General features: G+C 42.4%; 12 protein-coding genes, 1 tRNA gene and 1 pseudogene. 3 read left to right on the forward strand and 11 right to left on the reverse strand.

All coding sequences use genetic code 11. From position 1 onward, the window contains the following. Positions 1-76: 76 nt before the first annotated feature. A complete protein-coding gene (locus G630_RS0103070) occupies positions 77-2,143 on the reverse strand; it encodes a methyl-accepting chemotaxis protein (protein ID WP_026497723.1) in 2,067 nt (688 codons plus the stop codon). A gap of 301 nt (positions 2,144-2,444) precedes the next feature. Between G630_RS0103070 and G630_RS0103075 the strand changes: the two genes are divergently transcribed. Continuing rightward, entirely contained in the window at positions 2,445-3,473 is a 1,029-nt protein-coding gene (locus G630_RS0103075; protein WP_022760573.1) for a 3-deoxy-7-phosphoheptulonate synthase, read from the forward strand. Between the two features lie 74 nt (positions 3,474-3,547). On the opposite strand, the gene mscL is transcribed toward G630_RS0103075, so the two are convergent. Next, a complete protein-coding gene (gene mscL, locus G630_RS0103080; protein WP_044958459.1) occupies positions 3,548-4,030 on the reverse strand; it encodes a large conductance mechanosensitive channel protein MscL in 483 nt (160 codons plus the stop codon). 80 nt (positions 4,031-4,110) lie between these two features. Here mscL and G630_RS0103085 point away from each other — a divergent pair. Then, positions 4,111-4,181 (forward strand) — tRNA-Gly (locus tag G630_RS0103085). Positions 4,182-4,183: 2 nt separating this feature from the next. On the opposite strand, the gene G630_RS0103090 is transcribed toward G630_RS0103085, so the two are convergent. The 9 genes from G630_RS0103090 to G630_RS20510 form a co-directional block, all read right to left on the reverse strand. Continuing rightward, the gene (locus tag G630_RS0103090; RefSeq protein WP_026497725.1) at positions 4,184-5,443 is read right to left on the reverse strand and encodes an NADase-type glycan-binding domain-containing protein; all 1,260 of its coding nucleotides are present in this window, start codon (positions 5,441-5,443) and stop codon (positions 4,184-4,186) included. 63 nt (positions 5,444-5,506) lie between these two features. Further along, positions 5,507-8,545: a hypothetical protein gene (locus tag G630_RS0103095; RefSeq protein WP_155831916.1), complete on the reverse strand. Its 3,039-nt coding sequence runs from the start codon at positions 8,543-8,545 to the stop codon at positions 5,507-5,509. A gap of 146 nt (positions 8,546-8,691) precedes the next feature. Then, complete coding sequence (locus G630_RS0103100; RefSeq protein ID WP_022760569.1) at positions 8,692-9,855, reverse strand: hypothetical protein; 1,164 nt, start codon at positions 9,853-9,855, stop codon at positions 8,692-8,694. 666 nt (positions 9,856-10,521) lie between these two features. After that, positions 10,522-10,980 carry a hypothetical protein gene (locus G630_RS0103105; protein WP_022760568.1) on the reverse strand — a complete coding sequence of 153 codons (459 nt, stop codon included), beginning with the start codon at positions 10,978-10,980 and terminating at the stop codon, positions 10,522-10,524. Between the two features lie 58 nt (positions 10,981-11,038). Further along, on the reverse strand, positions 11,039-11,845 hold the full coding sequence (locus G630_RS20505; RefSeq protein ID WP_022760567.1) for a class B sortase: 807 nt from the start codon (positions 11,843-11,845) through the stop codon (positions 11,039-11,041). 188 nt (positions 11,846-12,033) lie between these two features. Continuing rightward, positions 12,034-13,206, reverse strand: a complete 1,173-nt coding sequence (locus G630_RS0103115; protein ID WP_022760566.1) for a pectin acetylesterase-family hydrolase — start codon at positions 13,204-13,206, stop codon at positions 12,034-12,036. Between the two features lie 88 nt (positions 13,207-13,294). Then, the gene (locus G630_RS0103120) at positions 13,295-14,014 is read right to left on the reverse strand and encodes a DUF6320 domain-containing protein (protein ID WP_022760565.1); all 720 of its coding nucleotides are present in this window, start codon (positions 14,012-14,014) and stop codon (positions 13,295-13,297) included. Next, on the reverse strand, positions 14,015-15,319 hold the full coding sequence (locus G630_RS0103125) for a hypothetical protein (RefSeq protein WP_022760564.1): 1,305 nt from the start codon (positions 15,317-15,319) through the stop codon (positions 14,015-14,017). An 18-nt stretch (positions 15,320-15,337) separates the two neighbouring features. Next, entirely contained in the window at positions 15,338-18,022 is a 2,685-nt protein-coding gene (locus tag G630_RS20510) for a right-handed parallel beta-helix repeat-containing protein (protein ID WP_022760563.1), read from the reverse strand. A 170-nt stretch (positions 18,023-18,192) separates the two neighbouring features. Here G630_RS20510 and G630_RS24520 point away from each other — a divergent pair. Continuing rightward, positions 18,193-18,355 (forward strand): annotated as a pseudogene (locus tag G630_RS24520) (ISNCY family transposase); the annotation flags it as partial.

An 18,355-nucleotide genomic window follows, 5' to 3' on the forward strand; every position in this document is an offset into this window, starting at 1 on the left:
TCAGGAGAAAATGTCAAAATTTTCATCCTGAACAGCTTTAATTGTATCACAATTTGCAATTATGAGATATATGCCCTTACCTGAGTTTGAAGTTCTTTACAATTCCGTCAAGAGTAACAGCAATGTCTTCCTGTTTGCTGGACATATCACCGACGTTTTCAACTACATCAGCAGCAGTATTGATGGAATCGGTAATATCAGAGCTATGGGATGCTGTTTCCTGAGTTGATTCTGCGATATTCTGAATCGCATTATTAACCTCATTCATTGCATTTCTGATATTCTCTACCATCTGAGCTATCTGATCGGACTGTGAGCCGAACTGCTGAGCATCATCACCATACTGACGGGCTACATGCACGAAGTTCTCATAGTCAGGTGCAGCAGTATTATTTACAAAATCAAGCAGTGCCTGTGAACTCTCGGTAAGTGTCTGGAAAGCATCCTGAACGCCGTCGATAGTGGTCTGGATCTGCTGAACTGCCTCGGCGGTGTCCGTTGCAAGCTTATTGATCTCAGAAGCAACAACCGCGAAGCCCTTACCATGCTCTCCTGCTCTTGCAGCCTCAATTGAAGCATTCAGTGAAAGGAGGTTGATCTGATCGGCAATCTCAGCAATAGACTGCGCCATGTTACTGATCTCTTCAACAACCTTTGCCTTCTCGGATGCATCCGAAAGCTCCTGACTTCTCTCCTGCGCGATATTTATTGCATTATCGTATGCCTTCTGGCTGTTCTGCTCGATCTCATGTGCGCGAATCATGATATCCTTGGTAGCAGCAAGGCTCTCCTCACTCACATCTGCAAGGCTCTGAACCGAAGTATTAACTTCCTCTACGGATGCACTTACTTCCTCTGTAGCTGCTCCGGATGACATCATCGCATCGTTTACACCGGACATGTTGCTCTGAATCTTCTCAAACTGGCTGGTAAGCTCGTTTGCCATCGATGACAGTGAAGCACTTGCCGAGCTTATCTGTTCCGATTCATCGGATATCTGGCTGATTACGCTTCTGTTGGACTCATACATGTTATTTAAGGAATCACTCATAAGTCCAAGCTCATCCTGGTTCTTAGCATGAAGCTTTGATACAGTAAAGTCGCCGCTTGCAAGGGATCCTGCAAACTTTTTAACGCTTGCGATATTTCTTGCAATAGAACTTACAAGGAGTATTACTACCAGTGAACTTATAACAAGGGCAGCTATCAAAATCCCCACCATCATATAAGTCATCTGATTTACGTCTTCTTCAAGCTCATCCTGATTCATGCGAATCATAAGCTTCCAGTTAACCTCCGGAACCGTTCCGTAGTTAACAATAATATATTTTCCGTTCTCCTCAAATCTTGCCATACCTGTCTCATTGGCAAGTACCTGAGATGCGGCAACTACAAGCGAAGCGTTATCTTCATCTGTTATCTTTGCGCCATCCTGAACCTTCTGATTATCTGCGGTATAGAGATAAGTTCCATCAGAGGTTACCATCATAGCTGATCCGGTTTTGCCTACTGTGATTGCACCGGCAATATTAGCAATCGAATCAAGCACAACATCTACAGTAACACAGCCGATATACTCATCTTTGTTATTGTAAATAGGTGCCGAACAGGTCGACATAACAGTTCCCGATGTCGGATCATAGTAAGGATCTGTTATCTTCGCAGTTCCCTTCGACAAAGCCTTGGCATTAAGATAATATTCCTGATTGTGATAATCATACTCAGCATTACTGTAATCCCAAGTCTCTACTACAGAAGAACCATCCTTATACCAATAAGGTCCCATGTACTCCTGATCGCCTTGATAAACAAAGGGCTCAAACCAGATTCCGCATCCGGATATGAGTTCATTGTTCAGCTGGACATTGGTGAAAGCATCTTTAAAATCTTCCATTGTCGCACTTCTGTAGGTTGCGCCAACAGTTTCCGCGAGTCCTACAGCCGTGGTTCTTATCGCATCCAAATAGCTGTCGACCTTATTGATATTACCTTCGGTTATTGCCTCATTTCTTTCAGTCGTCTGCTCCTGGATCAGACTGCGGCTGGTTGAGACACTGATATAGGTCATCAGAATCATTGCTATAGCAACGATAGGAATAATACCAATCAGCATCTTTGCCATAATAGACATCTTTTTCCACATAGTCATACCCTCATAAATTATTGTTGTGGCCAGGGACTATACCGTCACCCGAACCGGTGTCAATAACAGCTTGCTTTTTGAAAAATCATAATTTTATTTTTCCATATAAAAAGTGTATCATAAATTATGTGGAAAATTATCAAATAAACGATTATTAATTATTAAAGTTTTGGAAACAAAGTTGCAGATTTTCCCGATATTCTTTACACTTTTTTTATATTTAAAATTATTGGCGTTTACTTTCTTACTTTAACGTGTTATAGTGGAACACGTTAGAGAATTTTATTGGAGGTATTTTCAAATGTCATTTCAATATATACAGCAGCTTCCGTCTCCTGAGGAAATCAGGGATGAGTTCCCGCTTTCAAAGGACTTAATTGAATTAAAAAAGAAAAGAGATAAGGAAATTGCTGATGTTCTCACAGGAAACAGTAATAAATTTCTTGTCATCGTAGGCCCCTGCTCTGCAGATAATGAGGATGCGGTTTGCGATTACGTATCAAGACTTGCCAAGGTAAATGACAGGGTAAAGGATAAGCTGATAATCGTTCCCAGAGTTTATACAAACAAACCTCGTACAACAGGTGAAGGATATAAGGGAATTACTTCTCAGCCGGATCCCGAGGGTAAGACAGATTTCAGAGCCGGTCTTGTAGCAATGCGTCACATGCAGATTCGTGCCATAGAGGAGTCAGGACTCACCGCTGCCGATGAGATGCTTTATCCCGAGAACTGGGGATATGTTGAGGATATTCTTTCATATGTTGCCATCGGAGCACGCTCTGTAGAGGACCAGGAGCACAGAATGGTTGCCAGCGGATTTGGGGTTCCCGCAGGAATGAAGAATCCTACAAGCGGTACCCTAAGCGTAATGCTCAATTCCGTTTATGCAGCTCAGCTTCCTCATTCCTTTGTATACAGAGGCTATGAGGTAAAAACCAGCGGAAATCCTCTCTCTCACTGCGTCCTTCGCGGTTCTCAGAATAAGCACGGACAGTCCCAGCCCAACTACCACTATGAGGACCTCAGTCTTCTTGCTTATCTATATTCCGAGAGAGACATAAAAAATCCTGCTGCCATCATCGATGCCAACCATAACAATTCAGGCAAGAAATATCAGGAACAGGTACGTATTGTAAAAGAAGTTTTACATTCCAGAAATCAGAACAAAAACATCAGTGAGCTTGTAAAGGGCGTAATGATTGAAAGTTATATTGAGGAAGGCTGCCAGAAGATAGGTGAAGGTATCTATGGAAAATCAATCACTGATCCCTGTCTTGGATGGGATGATACAGAAAGACTTCTTCTTGATATTGCGGAGCTTGCATAAAGCGTGTAACACATAATGAGCATATAAAAACGGATCGTCAATTAGTCATTGGCGATCCGCTTTTTTATCAGAAATTATAAATCAGATGTACAGCAAGGGCACTTTGTAGCCTCGATGTTGATCTCGCTCTTGCAGTGAGGACAAATCTTTGTTGCAGGAGCTTCCTCCTCTTGTTCCTTCTTCACTTTTTCACTGACCTTGTTAAGAGATTTTACTATGCAGAAAATAACAAGTGCCATAAGCAGGAAGTTGATAACCGCTGTAATGAATACACCATAGTTAAGTGTAGCTGCTCCTGCTTCCTGTGCTGCAGCAAGATTGCTGTACTTGGAGCCATCAAGTGAAACGAACCAGTTTGAAAAATCGATACCACCTGTGAGAACACTGATAACAGGCATTATGATGTCATTTACAAGTGAATTGATAATGCTCTGGAAAGCTCCACCGATGATAACACCGACAGCCAGATCCATGACATTGCCGCGCATGATGAACTCACGAAACTCGTTAGCAAACCCTTTGCTCTTCTCGAGAGCCTTACTCTTATCTACTACCATATTCTCCTCCAATCTGAAACGAAACTATTTTCAACCACTTGAAATTATAGCACAAATTGTTTATTATTAAATAGTTGTTTGCAGGACTAGTACATCGGTAGTATGTCAGCTTCCCAAGCTGAAGAGGCGGGTTCGACTCCCGTGTTCTGCTTTTTAGTATGCCATCACCTCGCTTACGCAGGTATCATCATATTTGGCTCCGGAAGTTGCCCCGGTTATCGTAATAACGATTGTATCTGTCATCACAGGCTCTTCCAATTCAAGCTTTGTCCGGTTAAACTCTGCCAGATTTTCCGCTGTGTATCCCTCATAATTACAGCTTATAACTTCACCTTTTACGGTATTTCCCTCTCCAAAATCAGCACTTGCCTCTGATACCACTCCATTATTTTCAAACTGTTCATAGCTTGCAGTATAGCCGTTACAGATCACTACTCCATATACAAGCTGTTTTTTGTCCAAATGAAGTGTGATAGTCTCGCCTACACCTGTTCCCGAAACACCTTCAGCCCATACAGTGGTATAATCCCCATCAATCAAATTATCTCCTGAATAAGTCTTCCCACTGGACGCAGAAAGCTCAGACGAAGTTTCTACGGAAGATATGTTTATTTTCTCATCACGGTATCTTCCATAAAGAAGCGTTGCTCCATATTTGCTGTCAGGATTCTTAGAAAAGAGAATATCTGCATATCCCAAGAACTCCTCATCTCCGCCGTTACTTTCATAGAATCCCGGCCCCGTAAAGAGAATGTAGTCATCATCCTCAAAAAATTGCATATGCTCAACCCGTTGCCAGGCTTCACCGTCAGCCATCAAAGGATAAACATATCCGTCTTCTACCCTTTCGTATTCGTACGGAGTAAAATTCTCTTCTCCGTAAAAGTCCTTGAAAATCCTCTCTGCATCCTCTAATGGAATCGCTGTCTCATCATTTACAGTAGTTGCTATATCCTCATGAACAGATTTCTTTAGCCAAAGAATGCTATCTAGAATCTGGAATCGAAGTGATGCCTTATTCCTGTTATCCATCTCTGAAAAGATAACTCCATCATCATCAATAACCCGGCCAAAGGTCACGCATTCTGCCATTTCTTTAAGTACACCTATGTTGTCAGGAGTCACAGGATTAGTTGCCAGAAGCTGATCAATTTTCTCTGAGCATTCACTTTCTGATAAATGAGCTACTTTAACTGATTCTGTATTCTTATTATCTTCTGATGCGTTCTGTGATCCAGCTTCTTCTTTTGCTTCAGCCTCTTCCCCGGCAGTTTCCTCCGCAGCTGTGCTTTCTGTAGCTGTAGCCGTATCGCCACTCCCACCTTCTTTACTTCCTCCGCACGCAATCATGTTCAACGCCATAACGGTCATTACAGATACCAATAAAAGTGTTCTTAAAGTCTTCCTTTTCATAGCATTCTCCCCTAGATAGTCCTCAGTTTTCACACTTCTTCGCCAAAAGAAATATCCTTGCCATCACTTAGAAATAAAACTGCAATGCTGGTAGGTTTCACCACTGAATTCCGTTACCGGCCACTCTGTAGTGGTCTCTTTTCCATCTTCGTCTGTTGTTACCTTAATGGTATATAAAGGCATAGTCTCAGAAACCGTCATCTTGTACATGCTGCTCTTTCCTTTATCCAGATACTCGGTAGCAGTACATGTTTCGCCGTCCTTATATACATCAACGACCGAGTTGTCGTGCAGAGAGACAACCATTACATAGTTTACAGCTGTCTCTTCAAGCATGTCTGATAGGAAAAAGAGGTCTCTTGCCCAAGCCTGCGGATCTGTAACAGCAAGGAATACGGCATCTTCAGGTGCATATTCCATAAACTTTCTGTAGTCACCTGCTCTTCCGGAATCCACATAATTACAATATGCATTCATTGCAGCGTCTCGGCGCTCGGGCATTTCAAATGTCTCTTCCTCGACATCGCTATAGCCATTTACATAGTAAGAGCATTTTACCCTCTTTCCGCCATCGGTAAATTCAAGATCTGAAATTTCTTCACCATCTACAGCAAACATAAAATCACCGCACAGGTCTCTCACTTCATTCTTCTGCGCATAAATTGCAGTTGTGAAGTCATCATCCAGCCAGATAAGATTCGTCCCGTCTATGAGTTCCTCGCAGAATTCTCCGCGGAACTTATCAAAAATGTAATATAAACTTGTATGTGGATTTACATGACACTCCACAATCTCTTTTCCATATGCATGATAAACATCAAGAATTGCATTTCCCGCGCCTTTTCCTTCCAAATCAAAGGTAGTGCCATTATAATTGAACTTCAGACCATCATAAGAAATCTCCGGATCCAAATCCCCAAGGTCATACATTCCGTAAAATGCACTGTCAACCTCTTCAATATCTTTTATGCTTCCATCTGATCCGATACTCAGTTTGCACATGTATCTTGGATATTCCATTTCCAGTCGCTGTCCGTTTAAGAGCAGCTTCTTATCTATTCCATCTGAATATTTATAGTATTCGGCGCTCATCTGTTTCGGTTCAAAAGCTGCTGCCGTAAAGCGATTTAATGTGTACTCATTCTCTCCGTCCCAGGTAAGGGGTTTCATTTCCTGTGCCCAGAGCCCTTTATCGTCAGCTTTCCATACCCATGCATAAAAGCTTCCTGTGTTTGCGGATGCCTCTATCGTTTCGCTGCTCTTTCTATGCATCAGATAAGAATTTGATGAAAGTGAAAATGACCCGTCCACACTACTTTGATCCTGGAAAAGAACGCTTCCCATGAAGGAATCGCCGTTACCTGTCTCCTCCATGTAAATGAAGTCTTCTTTGTCGCAGCTGCCATAATACAGTTTCACATTTGATGTATCCTTACCGTCATCAGGCACATAATATCCATTGTCTGCAAAGGTCATCTTATCTATCCCTGACACATTTACAGAAAATGATAAGGGTACATTTTTCTCTCCGGGACACTGGTGATCTGGTGTAAACTCACCTGTACAGGTCTCGTCAGAGCCTGTATATCCATATGTAAAAGAGCCATCGTTTTTGATTTCCATATGACCATAATCTTTAAGTGTCACCGGATTTACAAGACTCCACTCCCCCTCCATGAAGGTGAAAAGGTCTTCTTCTGATTTGGGGCCATCAAACGCATTTTCCTCACCTTTTTTATAAAGTTCTCCATCCATGGAGACGCTTATTGTATCAGCCTTTACATCATGCTCCTCACCGCCTTCATCAATAAGCACCCTGATATCTTCCGTTCCTACCGGCATATAAAAAGGAGCAGCGTCTTCATCTTCGTCTGCCTCATCCCAGGCATATTCGAGTCCAGCAAGCATTGTGTCGCCCTGTTTTATTTTGCCATTAACAAGCGGATAAGCACTGATAAGTGCATAATCATACTCATAATGTGATTCAAGAATAAGATTTTTATGATCTTTATGCATAAGGAAAATGAAGTAGGAGCTAGCCTCTTCCCCCTTGTACTTTTTGTAGTCATCTTCATAGCTGATCATAAAACCTGAAACATAGTAGTCATCAAAATCCGGATCATACTCAGTTATTTCCGAAGAAAGTACAGTATTCTCTTCTCCGTCATCATCCTCATCAAAATGCGTATTGTCTCCTCCCGGCATCATCATTATCCATTCATCCGGGATATCTTTTGCAAACTCCTCCTTAAAAATCTTCCCATCTTTATCTTCTGAGAAGAATACAGTGTTTGACGTTGAAAATGGCGAAAATACATTTGAATCAAACCAAAAGGTTACCCCCTGAGGATCCAGAGTCCATGCGCACCCTGTGCCTTGCATACAGGTCTTTATACTTTTTTTAATACCTTCCTTGTCAAGGTTCGACGGCTCTCCCATATAATCCGTCAGTGTTTCGTCAACATTTTTCTTTACTTTCTCTGCCAGAAGGTCATAAAAAGCATCCTCATCAGCAACGATGTCTGTCAGCTTAATCTCTTTTCCGCTATCCACATAATATGAATGCGCTATATATGACAGGACATTAAAGTCGAAGGTTCCCGCATTTTCACATTCATTGACAAAGCTGATGTACTTGCTGTCAGCCCTCCTAAGATACGTATACCAGCTGCACTCGAAGGTAAGATCATCATATTCCTTCGCCTCTTCCATGGATAACGTATAATAGTCATACTCGTGTGCTTCAATATCATCTCTGGCATCATTTATATTCTTCGCAAGCTCGCTGTGTGAAGCAGCATATTCTTTGCCAAGAGAAAGATAACTGTAGTAATGTTTGAGATAAGGCTTATTATCCTCATTCCATTCATATTTACTTGTCTTGTGCAGGACAAGCGGTGGTACTCCATCATAAGGAGAAGCAGATTCAGATTTTTCTGCAGATTTATCCCCGGCAGAATCGGACGTGCTGTTCTGGGCTGCTTCTGTCGTACCATTATTTTCAGGAGCTGTTGCAGCATCATTTCCCTTTTTGCCACATCCGGAAAACAGGCAGCATACTATCGTAGACATAAGTAATAGAGATAATGGTTTACTTCTCATTTGGTTTCCCCCTATTGACCTAAATGAACAAAATCATTATTTACTGAATTAGTTGAGTTTCCTCGTTTAAGTTTAAATCAAAGCTATATTATTTACAATATTTCAAAAGGCGGTATGCAATCGCACACCGCCTTTTAACATCATATTTACATAATCTCCATCAGACTTTTTCTAAGGTCTATCTTATCCCAATAGGAAAGTGTATCCATACTCTTGAAGGTGTTTACCATTTCCTGAGTGTCTATCTGCGAAAAATTATCACTCTTAAGCTTCTCCAGTTTTTTATCAAGTTCTGAATAATAGAGGTCTGATGAGTCAGGGTCTATATTCCTTGGAACATTTTTGTCATCCTCAATATAAGCAAACAAGCCATAAAGTTCTGCCTGTCCGGCAGTTTCAGGATTTACCTTATTCACCTCAACTTTGTATAAGCCTTCCTGATCACCTTGTTTCACATAGACTTCAACCGACGGATTTGTTTTATCATAGTCGGCGGGATACTTAGCACTAAGTTCTAAGCTATTTCCTTCCGCATCAGACGCTGCCGCCCTATGGAAGAAATAACCCTGGCCGTAATTATCCGGAAGTTCCAGTTTTTCTACTGCTTTTGATTCTTCTCCCGGATATACATCAATATTATTCTTATTCATTTTCTCAAAAGTACTGACATCTGACGGCGTATAGCTTCCATCCTTGAGGCCGTTCAGTTTCCCCAAGAGATTGTCGTAGAATTCCAGTTCCTTACTATTTCCGTTTGCACTGTTGTTTATGGTGTCATATCTGGCCGCTGACACAGCATCTATTGCTGAATCCACAGTCCCGCCAAAAAGATCCTGGACTCCTGCAATACTATTGTCTGTCATTCTTGCACTGGCCGATACTTCCGCAAAGAGCTTTGTTGCACCGCTTTCCCCGTATCCCATGCCATTAAAACCTGTCTCCCTGGAAGCATCAATCCACGCACTTTTGACTTCCTGCGGTGCATTAGGCGCAACTCTCTCAAGCGCAGCAACATCCGCATCCAGCTTTTGAAGTTTTCCTATTGCAGTATTCTTTGTTCTCTGCGCATCCCACTCTGCCTTTGAGTAATCTGACTTTGAGGTTTTCTGAATTGTATCGGCCGCATTGTTGTAGCAGTCAGCAAAGCTTTGGGTATTGGCTGTATTTATCTGTGATGTTTGCTTTGATTGCTGTATTTTATTGGTTTCTATCTGTGCAGAATTAGCGTTTGATGATACTTTATCCGGTGTAACGTTATAACTATATGTATAGATACCGTTTTGCTCTTTAATTCCGGTGAGTTCCATCATAGACAATCCCTCCTTTTATTAATCGCAGTTGTCCCAGATATCCCCCATTTTGCCTTGAATTTTTGTTTTTGAACTCATTCAAGGTAAGCATTTTCCTATATTTGCCTTGATACTACTAGTTTGGCATTTTTCTTATCTTTACCTTGAAATTGCTTGATATGTCCATATCAAGGCAAACTATGTTCTTTTTAACTGACTATTTCCCGTTCTTGCTTCCTCTCTTACCCAGATAACGTTCTTTTCCTGAAAATCTGGGTAGGAAATTCGTTTCTCTTTACCAAGATTATTCTACTATTAGCAATTTCTTGGTAAATAGTCCTAGCTTCTTTACCAAGATATTTCTAATTTATCAAATATCTTGGCAAATAATTCCTTCCGCTATACCAATATTTTTCCTATATTGGAATAATCTTGGTAACCTCTCTAACCAGGCACACCCATAAATCCCCATTCTGCATCATTTATGGGTAAAAGCATCACTCCTTGAACACAAAAACGGCCGAATACCAAAGATTATCAATCCTTTGATATTCGGCATATCCCTTGCTATCTTATATATCGGCTAAAAACATTATAACTTTAGAGGAAATTTAAAAATTTTAGACCAAAAATAAAAAGGCCCGAACAATATGTCCGGACCTAAGCTTATCAACAATATGTGTATCTTCATGCCTTAAGATGTTTCCCTGTAAGCAGTGCTGTCAGGAATACGGAAAAGCTGGCAAGCATTGCAATGAAGGTAATCATTATGCGGTTATCATCACCTGTTTTGGGAAGATCTGTTGTTGTGGTGGTTGCTGCTGTAGAAGCAGTGTTAGCAGCGACATCTGTTGCTGCCGGCGTAGTAGTTGTCGGCGTGGTTGCTGCCGGAGCAGTTGATGAAGCCGTATTACTTGCTGCTGATGAAGCCTTGGATGCACTGTTTGCTGCAGTACTTGAGCTCGCGGTGCTTGCAGCATCCTCATCTTCATCTTTACCGTTACCATCCCTCTCTTCGCCTAAAAGTCCGGCATCGTAATTGTCCTTAATATCAACCGTTACAGCACCTGCGCGGATTCCAGATACAGGCGTAAGCATAAGCATAAGACAAATTGGAATTATTGTAAGTACTCGTATTTTTTTCATGTCAAATTCCCCTTCCGATGTTTAGACTCAAAATTCATCTCTGTCATTTAGCAAATTATCATCCTACTCGTTTCGCAACAACAAGTAATCTTCCGTTCTTCATTGTATAGTCACAGGTTGAAAGTGTAAGCAGCTGGTCACCGTAGGAAGCTGTCGCTGCTATCTTGTGAAGTGACTTTGCTTTAAGATATGCAATGTAGGTATCAAAAGTCTGCTTATCATTTATATTGATATAATCTGCGTAGTTAAAGCCATCCTTCTCACCGTTTGCTGTGGTATCAACCACTGCTATTATCTCATAAAATCGCTGTTCTGTCGGTGTGTCAAGCTCAACTGCCTGGTGCTTTCTAAGATACTCATCTTCTTTATAATACTTCAGAGTTCCGAACAATGCTCCGGACTTCATGTTATGTCCGTGTATCAGAAGGTGATTATCAGACAAATCAAAACTGCATCTTTTATCTAAAACCAATAGGCCGTTTCTGTCATCATTTCCGAAAAAATCGTGCTGAAGATAATAGTCATTATCCCCTTCCCTGTACATTATCGGATAATCAATATCCGAATTGTTGATTCGAAGCCAGCCGGTCAGATCCTTGTTCTTCTTATACAGGTACTCGATTTTCAGAGCTGCGAGATTGTTCTTTGGATCATCAGGATCATCACTTATAGCCTTCTTTACGGTGCCTGATTCGCCAACCGTAACGGCTGCCATTGCCTGAACTTTTCTCATGTTGGCGCTGCTCTTTTGCTCCTGATAAATCTCTACAGCAAAAATACCTGTCACCACCAGAAAGGTGATGCAGGATAACGTAAGGATAGTATTTCTTATTGTTTTCCTGATTTTCCCCCTACGTTTTTGCATGCGCATAAATCCCCTGCTTTTATTTTTTCATACTTTATTTCGGCATAAACTTAGAAAAAATTTAGTATATTGTTTCCCCTCATCCGGCACTTCGTGCCACCTTGTCTACGCTCCGCTCCGGTCAGCGCAAAGCCGACGTCCCCCGGACGTCGTGCGCCCCACAGGGGGAAGGCTATATAGTTATGACATCATTTCAGTAGCTCCATCCCGACATCATAAACATTCCCGTTTACGGCATCGTGAAGCCATCGCGCCATTGTCACATCGTTTTGCGAAAAAAGGGTAAAATACGGTTCCCGTACAGCTGTATGGACAGTTCCGCCTTTTGTGACGATAGGCAACGTCCAGTCATTTATAAACATACCGAACTTCGGAGTAAGATTCTTTAACTCCTTCACCATTTCCTTAAGCTGATTATAGTACGCATCCTGAACATCCGCATCCGTCTTGTAGGTTTTGTTGGTAACATCATTATAGTAGGCACTAAGCACATAATCCCTGGTGGAACTGGAGTAAAGATATCTAAGTCTGTCACCATATTTTTTAAATAATCGTCTATACCAGCTAAGCGTGATGTTGTCTGACTTAATGGCATCACATATCGGCTCCGGAGCTTTCCAAACTTCCCGTGCGGTATACTCCCACTTATTGTAAAGAAGAAGCGCACTGTCCGATAAAAGCGTCACATCTTTCACCTCAGGATACCACACTCTGAGTATCTCATCAGTAAGTGCCGGAACCGCAAAAGCGCCTGCGCTGTTACCAGCTATCAGAAGTCTTTTCGGGTTTCCGAACAAATTTCTGGATACCCCCATCGCTTCAAGGAAATTGATATATCCGTGAAAATGCAGAACATGCTTCTCTCCATCCTCACCTTCATAGGGAAAATCGTTGTTTCCTACGTGAAAATCGCCGGTGGCATAAGGAATATCAATTATAGACCAGTCCTTGAAAGGGTTTGCCTTATCCTTGAGGTTCATGATCCCCATATCGATGTTCATTATCTGAGTAAAAGGGCGCAGATTATTCCAATAGTAATTGGGAAGATCCGCAGCAACCTTTCCACCGGTAATAGGCCTTGCAGCAGTGTACTCGTTGTACGCCACACCTCCGCCTGAAAAAAAGATGCAGAGCTTTTTGGGATCTGCAATCTTTACATAAACATGATATTCAGAGCCATCACCACTTAGCCCCATGGGAATTATAACGCGGTACCACTTCTTCTTTTCAGGCTTATCGGGGAGTTCAGGGGCAATAAGGTCTTTATCAACTATTCTTTTCCCGATGGAATTCTCCACGAAGTCGCCAAACTGCTGCTCTAGTTTTTGCTTTCTGATTTTGCGTTTTTCTTTGTAGTCCATGATCCATCATCTCTTGTAAGTAATTCTTCAGAGCCAGACTCGAAAATGCAAGCATTTTCTCGTTGTGGCTTCTCGCCACATAGAAGGTTTACACGTTAAACATCCTCTGCGTTGCACTGCTAAGCTCTCTAAAGCGGAACAGTAACAATGCGGCGACAGCAATCGCGAAAGCTGCCATGACAAACACCGCTGCGTAAGGATATGTGTTTTCACCGCTCCAGATGAAATAGGCCTGGGAAAAGGCGAGCACAGCATCAAATACAATATATATGATGTACTCCTCTATACGAAGCTTCATAAATTTAGCGATAATCCAGCTCGCGATCGAATGCCCCACCAGGCAAAAAGGAATCATCCAAATAACACTCCATCCGTGAAAGCCTGTAACCTTGTCAATGTAATAGTCGACAATTATCGCGACAAGTACCTCAACTGCAAGAACTTTTAATATGTTATAGCGGTAGCGCATGATGGCCAGTATATCCAGCCATAACACAACACTTCCGAGAATAACCATTCCAACCCAGGTCACCATATCTCCGAAGAGATACTTAAGAGTAATTCCAAGTACTATAATGATTGCCAGTAAAAAGGTGCATATTTTCACAAAAGTCACGCCGTTGATTTTTCTCTCGGGAAGCGTCGGGTAGGGCTCATCCGGCTCCTCCGAAAAGTCATCGATATCATACATCCTCTCATCTATACCGGTTCTAAGAACGTCGCTCCTGCCGAGAATTTTTCCTTCGCACAAAGGACAGCAGGTCTTGTTCCCTCTTATTACAATTTTACATTTCGGGCAATAATGCATTTACTTACTCTCCCTTGTCTTCTTTTCCTTAATAATTGGAACATCATAATCATTGGTGCTTATCTCAACACCGATTCCCTCAGCAGTCAGCCTTCTGCAAAGGTTCAGCATCGTGGGATGATTGGTGAAGGCCGAACACTCTCCGAACACCATCTTATCCCTGAAGCTGCATATGGTTATCTGCTCCTTGGAAGCAGTCATAAACGCCGCAAATCTCTCTATGAAAGGAGTCACCTCAGCGGGCATTTTTATAACACCCATATTTGAAATCGAAGTCGTCACACCTTTCTTGGCAGCAGCATCAAACTGTCCTACGACATAATCCTTTATGAAAAGCGGCACAACCTTTATCGCTATATTATGCTCAAGCGCCGCATAAGAATTCATGGTCTCATTAATTCTTGAAGGCTCAAGCTGCTTCTTAAAAGCTGCATTCACCACATCTATAATGCTCTGCAGCGTATTGTCAAAATCCATGGGATCGTATTTTATGCTTATTACCCCAAAGAAATTTCTCGCTGTGTAAGATTGAAAATACTGCCTCAGGTTTACCGGCACACTTACAACAATAGGCTTCTTCTTCTGTGCAGTCGACATCGTATCTATTATGGCTGCGATATAAACCGCAGTCGAAAGAACTCCAACTGTTGAGCCATACTTCTCTGCAAGCTTTTTGAAAGCCTTAGCCGAAACACAGGCTTCAACAATATGTGACTCATTGTTACTGTCAGCTTCTCCATGAAGCTGATAAGCATTGTTTGAAGAAAGGCTCTTTAGCTGCTTTAAGCCTTTCTGGTTCTGATAAAAATGCCTGAAGGCATCGTTATTTTTCTCCTGAAGTGATGAAATTTCCGCTGCGAAGAAATCGTCATCCGCATGAAAATCGTGCGCAATCTCGAGATATCTCGTCACCATACGCCTAAAGAACATGAACGCACCCGTTCCGTCGGCCAGCACATGGAACATCTCTATGCTTATACGTCTTTTATAATAAAACACTCTGTATAAAAGACTCTTTTTACCGGGAAGATACAGCGCACTGCAGGGCGGCAGATGCTCTTCCTCCACCTCGCAGGAAAGGTTTGAATCCTCAAGATAATACCAGAAAAGTCCTCTCCTTAAAATGCAATTGAAAAAAGGGTATTCGACGATGGACTCATCAAGCGCCCTTTGTAATATAACCGGATCAATCTCCTCAAACAGTTCGCAGGAAATACGAAAAACTCTCGTATTTGCCCCGCTAACTGTTGAAGGAATGATCTTTGCAGCGTTATCAAGTTTGTACCAATTTGTATGTCTTTCCATTATTAATAGTTATCTGTATCACAGATTCTCAACAGTCTCTGTGACAGGCTCAATAGGTGATGTCTTTACTCTGTAAATAACATCCTCTAATGAGATGAATTTTTTCTCCTGTATAAATTTTAAATATTTAGGTGTGAGTCTCATAGTTATGCGGGGCTCGAGAGCCTTATTTACTCTCTCGCTTATAGTCTTGCAGGCATCTGCGGGATCATGAGCCATACTCTTACTGAGTACGCACAAAAGTGTTCCCACTGTCTGAACAATACCGCTCATATTGGCATCAGAACCGGCATCTACAGACTGCAATGAGCTGACACTCCATTTTTTCTTCTCCGAATAGATTCCGTATTCGCAGTCAACCTCAACAAGCCTCTGCGTTTTAAGATCGCGAAGCCACGCCGTGTTGCCTCTTACAAAAATATCCTGAACCTGGAACAACGTTCCGTTGTATGGGAAGGTAACATTTTCACAGCCGGTCATTGTAATATCAGCTTGGATTCTTGCCACTTCATCCTCTTTTTCCATGGCTTCCCAGCTTGCTTCACCCTCGGGACCGTTCTCAAACTCCCCAAAAGGTCTCTGCTCCGGCTCCATATCCTCCAAGTCCTTCTGAGAAATACGCTTACGCGCTCTTCCTTCAAGGCGGTGTTTATCGTGATAATATATTGCACGTCCGCCCATGGTGGGATATGCAACGGTAAATCTGTCCGCAGCACCTTCTTCAAAAGGTCCGCAGAGAGGATGGATTGATCTTTTTCTTCCAAAATAGTCCGTATCAAATATAATCTCTGTCCCGTCCGGATTTTCAAAAAACTGCTCCGGCTCAAATGCCTGTCCCATAACCTTAGTAGAAACCATTCGAGTCATGCTCCTTGGCAGATACTCGTAGAGGTTTGTGTGAAGTCTGAAATGTCCGTCCTCTTCGGAGACAATTATCTTAACGGTATGATTTTTCTCAATATAGGGCGAATGCTCGCTGTCACAGGGCTGCGCTCCGTTAAAGAACGCATTTCCACCGGTGTAAACCGGAAGATGATCATAGTATTTATCATTGCTGCCGGGCTTAGCGAAGTCTCCGGACATCGGTTTTAACGAGGCAAAATACTGTTCCTTCGTGGGATAACCGTCATAGGGCTTGGTTCCGCATATAAAATTGTATAGCGTCAGTGACTCAAAGCCTGCCTGATGCACATAATCTCTGAGGTCCTGCCTTATCTCCTTCTGAACGAAGATATTGTTATAGAATCTTGCATCGCCGTGCAGAATAGTCATAAATCCCGCAATTTTCGTGGAGTGCGGAACATGGTACGGCGTGTATCTGCAGCTCTGGAACTTAAGTCCGCCGTTGTCACACCCCTCACCTACAAAGGTAAACGAACCATTTATAAGATTGTGCACCAGTGCGATACCCTGAGTGCTTAATCTGCAGGAAATATCCGACAGCATAAGATTGTGGTCAATAAGAGTCGGTCCGTGCGATACCTCGACAAACAAATCCTCTCCCAGAGACAATCCGCTCTTTATTTCGCACCCTTCGGGCGGTGTATTATCATGGAAAAAGTTCTGCGTAACCCTTGTTCCCTGTGCCTGCCAGTCAAGCCAGATTCCTCTGGTGCAGTGATGGATGTGATTTCTTCTGAAAATCGTATCGATCGCGGCGTGCATCTTGATGCCGCCAATCTCGGCACCTTCTATATTATGCTTGGTATTTATCCTGTAAATATGGTTATCTTCAATTACGCTGAAGGCACCTCCGAGATGTCCAACAATTCCGGTCTGCCCGCAATCATGGATTTCACACCTTCTTACTATGTGAGAACCAATATGCTCTTTGTCCCAGCCCTCATTTACTGCCTGACAAACAGCATCTCGCTCGGTCTGAGTGCCATCCTTAATGTAGGTCTTGGTCCACTTATTATCATTGCCGCTCTGAAGATATTTTCCCAAAGAAATGCCCGAGCACTTGGATTCATAGATCTCACAGTCCTCAATGATCCAACCCTTAGCCCAGTGCGGTCCTATAAGTCCGTCCTGATAAGCTGTAGGCGGTGCCCACTGCGTTGCTGCCTGCCTCATTGCAAAGCCTGACACAGTGATGTAATTTATACCATCGGTAAGTGGCATGAAGCAGTTCCTTCTTACGCTTATCTCGACAGTTTCTTCGTTCGGATCTTTTCCATGAAAATTGGCAAAGATAACGGTGTCATTCATCTCCTGCGCTGAGAACCAGGTATAAACGCTAAATTCCGGATCCCAGGAGCTTCTTCTGACTTCGGGATTTTCAACCGCCTCAAGGGAATTCTCTTCATACATGGATTTTCCATTCAAATAAACTTCTCCTGTATGATTCTCTCTGTCGGCAAAGTACCAGTCACCTTCTACCTTCGTTGTGAAGGGATTGTAATTTCCGAAAATATTATTGGGAACACTGACCTTCCAGACATCCCCCCTGAAGGGTTCCCATTCCTTTATTTCCTCGGCGCCTGTGATCACAGCCCCCTGAGGCTCGGTGGTACAATAAACTATAGGCTGATCCTTGGTTCCGCTGTTTTTCGGATGCACAAATTCTCTGTAAATACCCGGAGCAACAATTACTACGTCTCCGGGACGCGCTATGTCGGCAGCCTCCTGAATGAAACGGAATGGATGGTTTCTCGTTCCGTCGCCACTTCGAACTACGCTCTGTGAAACATAAATCTGCATGGCTTTACCCCCATAAAAAATATTTAATTAGGCGTTTGCGAAACGCCAAAAGCCGCATAAATACGGCATTTTTCTAGCAATAAAAATGAATAACCCCTCACCGGATATGGTACAATAGAATTGACAAGAAACCACTGACCAACACCAAGAAAGGAGTTATTCTGATATATATGATACCATACAAACAGCTTTCTTTGGCTGATATCTTTGCAGATTGCCAAGATAAACTTGAAAATGACAAACCTGCTTTCCTGTCTCTATTAGAAACACATATCGACCTTGATGAAATTATTCCGATTTCTTTTAGAAATCACTTCTATGCATCAACGGGCA

The organism is Butyrivibrio sp. WCD2001 (assembly GCF_000424485.1).
Classification (GTDB): Bacteria; Bacillota; Clostridia; order Lachnospirales; family Lachnospiraceae; genus Butyrivibrio.

Bases quoted from the DNA above. Each gene is read 5' to 3' on its own strand.
- G630_RS0103070 (WP_026497723.1), bottom strand. From the start codon at position 2,143: ATGTGGAAAAAGATGTCTATTATGGCAAAGATGCTGATTGGTATTATT.
- G630_RS0103075 (WP_022760573.1), top strand. From the start codon at position 2,445: ATGTCATTTCAATATATACAGCAGCTTCCGTCTCCTGAGGAAATCAGG.
- mscL (WP_044958459.1), bottom strand. From the start codon at position 4,030: ATGGTAGTAGATAAGAGTAAGGCTCTCGAGAAGAGCAAAGGGTTTGCT.
- G630_RS0103090 (WP_026497725.1), bottom strand. From the start codon at position 5,443: ATGAAAAGGAAGACTTTAAGAACACTTTTATTGGTATCTGTAATGACC.
- G630_RS0103095 (WP_155831916.1), bottom strand. From the start codon at position 8,545: ATGAGAAGTAAACCATTATCTCTATTACTTATGTCTACGATAGTATGC.
- G630_RS0103100 (WP_022760569.1), bottom strand. From the start codon at position 9,855: ATGATGGAACTCACCGGAATTAAAGAGCAAAACGGTATCTATACATAT.
- G630_RS0103105 (WP_022760568.1), bottom strand. From the start codon at position 10,980: ATGAAAAAAATACGAGTACTTACAATAATTCCAATTTGTCTTATGCTT.
- G630_RS20505 (WP_022760567.1), bottom strand. From the start codon at position 11,845: ATGCAAAAACGTAGGGGGAAAATCAGGAAAACAATAAGAAATACTATC.
- G630_RS0103115 (WP_022760566.1), bottom strand. From the start codon at position 13,206: ATGGACTACAAAGAAAAACGCAAAATCAGAAAGCAAAAACTAGAGCAG.
- G630_RS0103120 (WP_022760565.1), bottom strand. From the start codon at position 14,014: ATGCATTATTGCCCGAAATGTAAAATTGTAATAAGAGGGAACAAGACC.
- G630_RS0103125 (WP_022760564.1), bottom strand. From the start codon at position 15,319: ATGGAAAGACATACAAATTGGTACAAACTTGATAACGCTGCAAAGATC.
- G630_RS20510 (WP_022760563.1), bottom strand. From the start codon at position 18,022: ATGCAGATTTATGTTTCACAGAGCGTAGTTCGAAGTGGCGACGGAACG.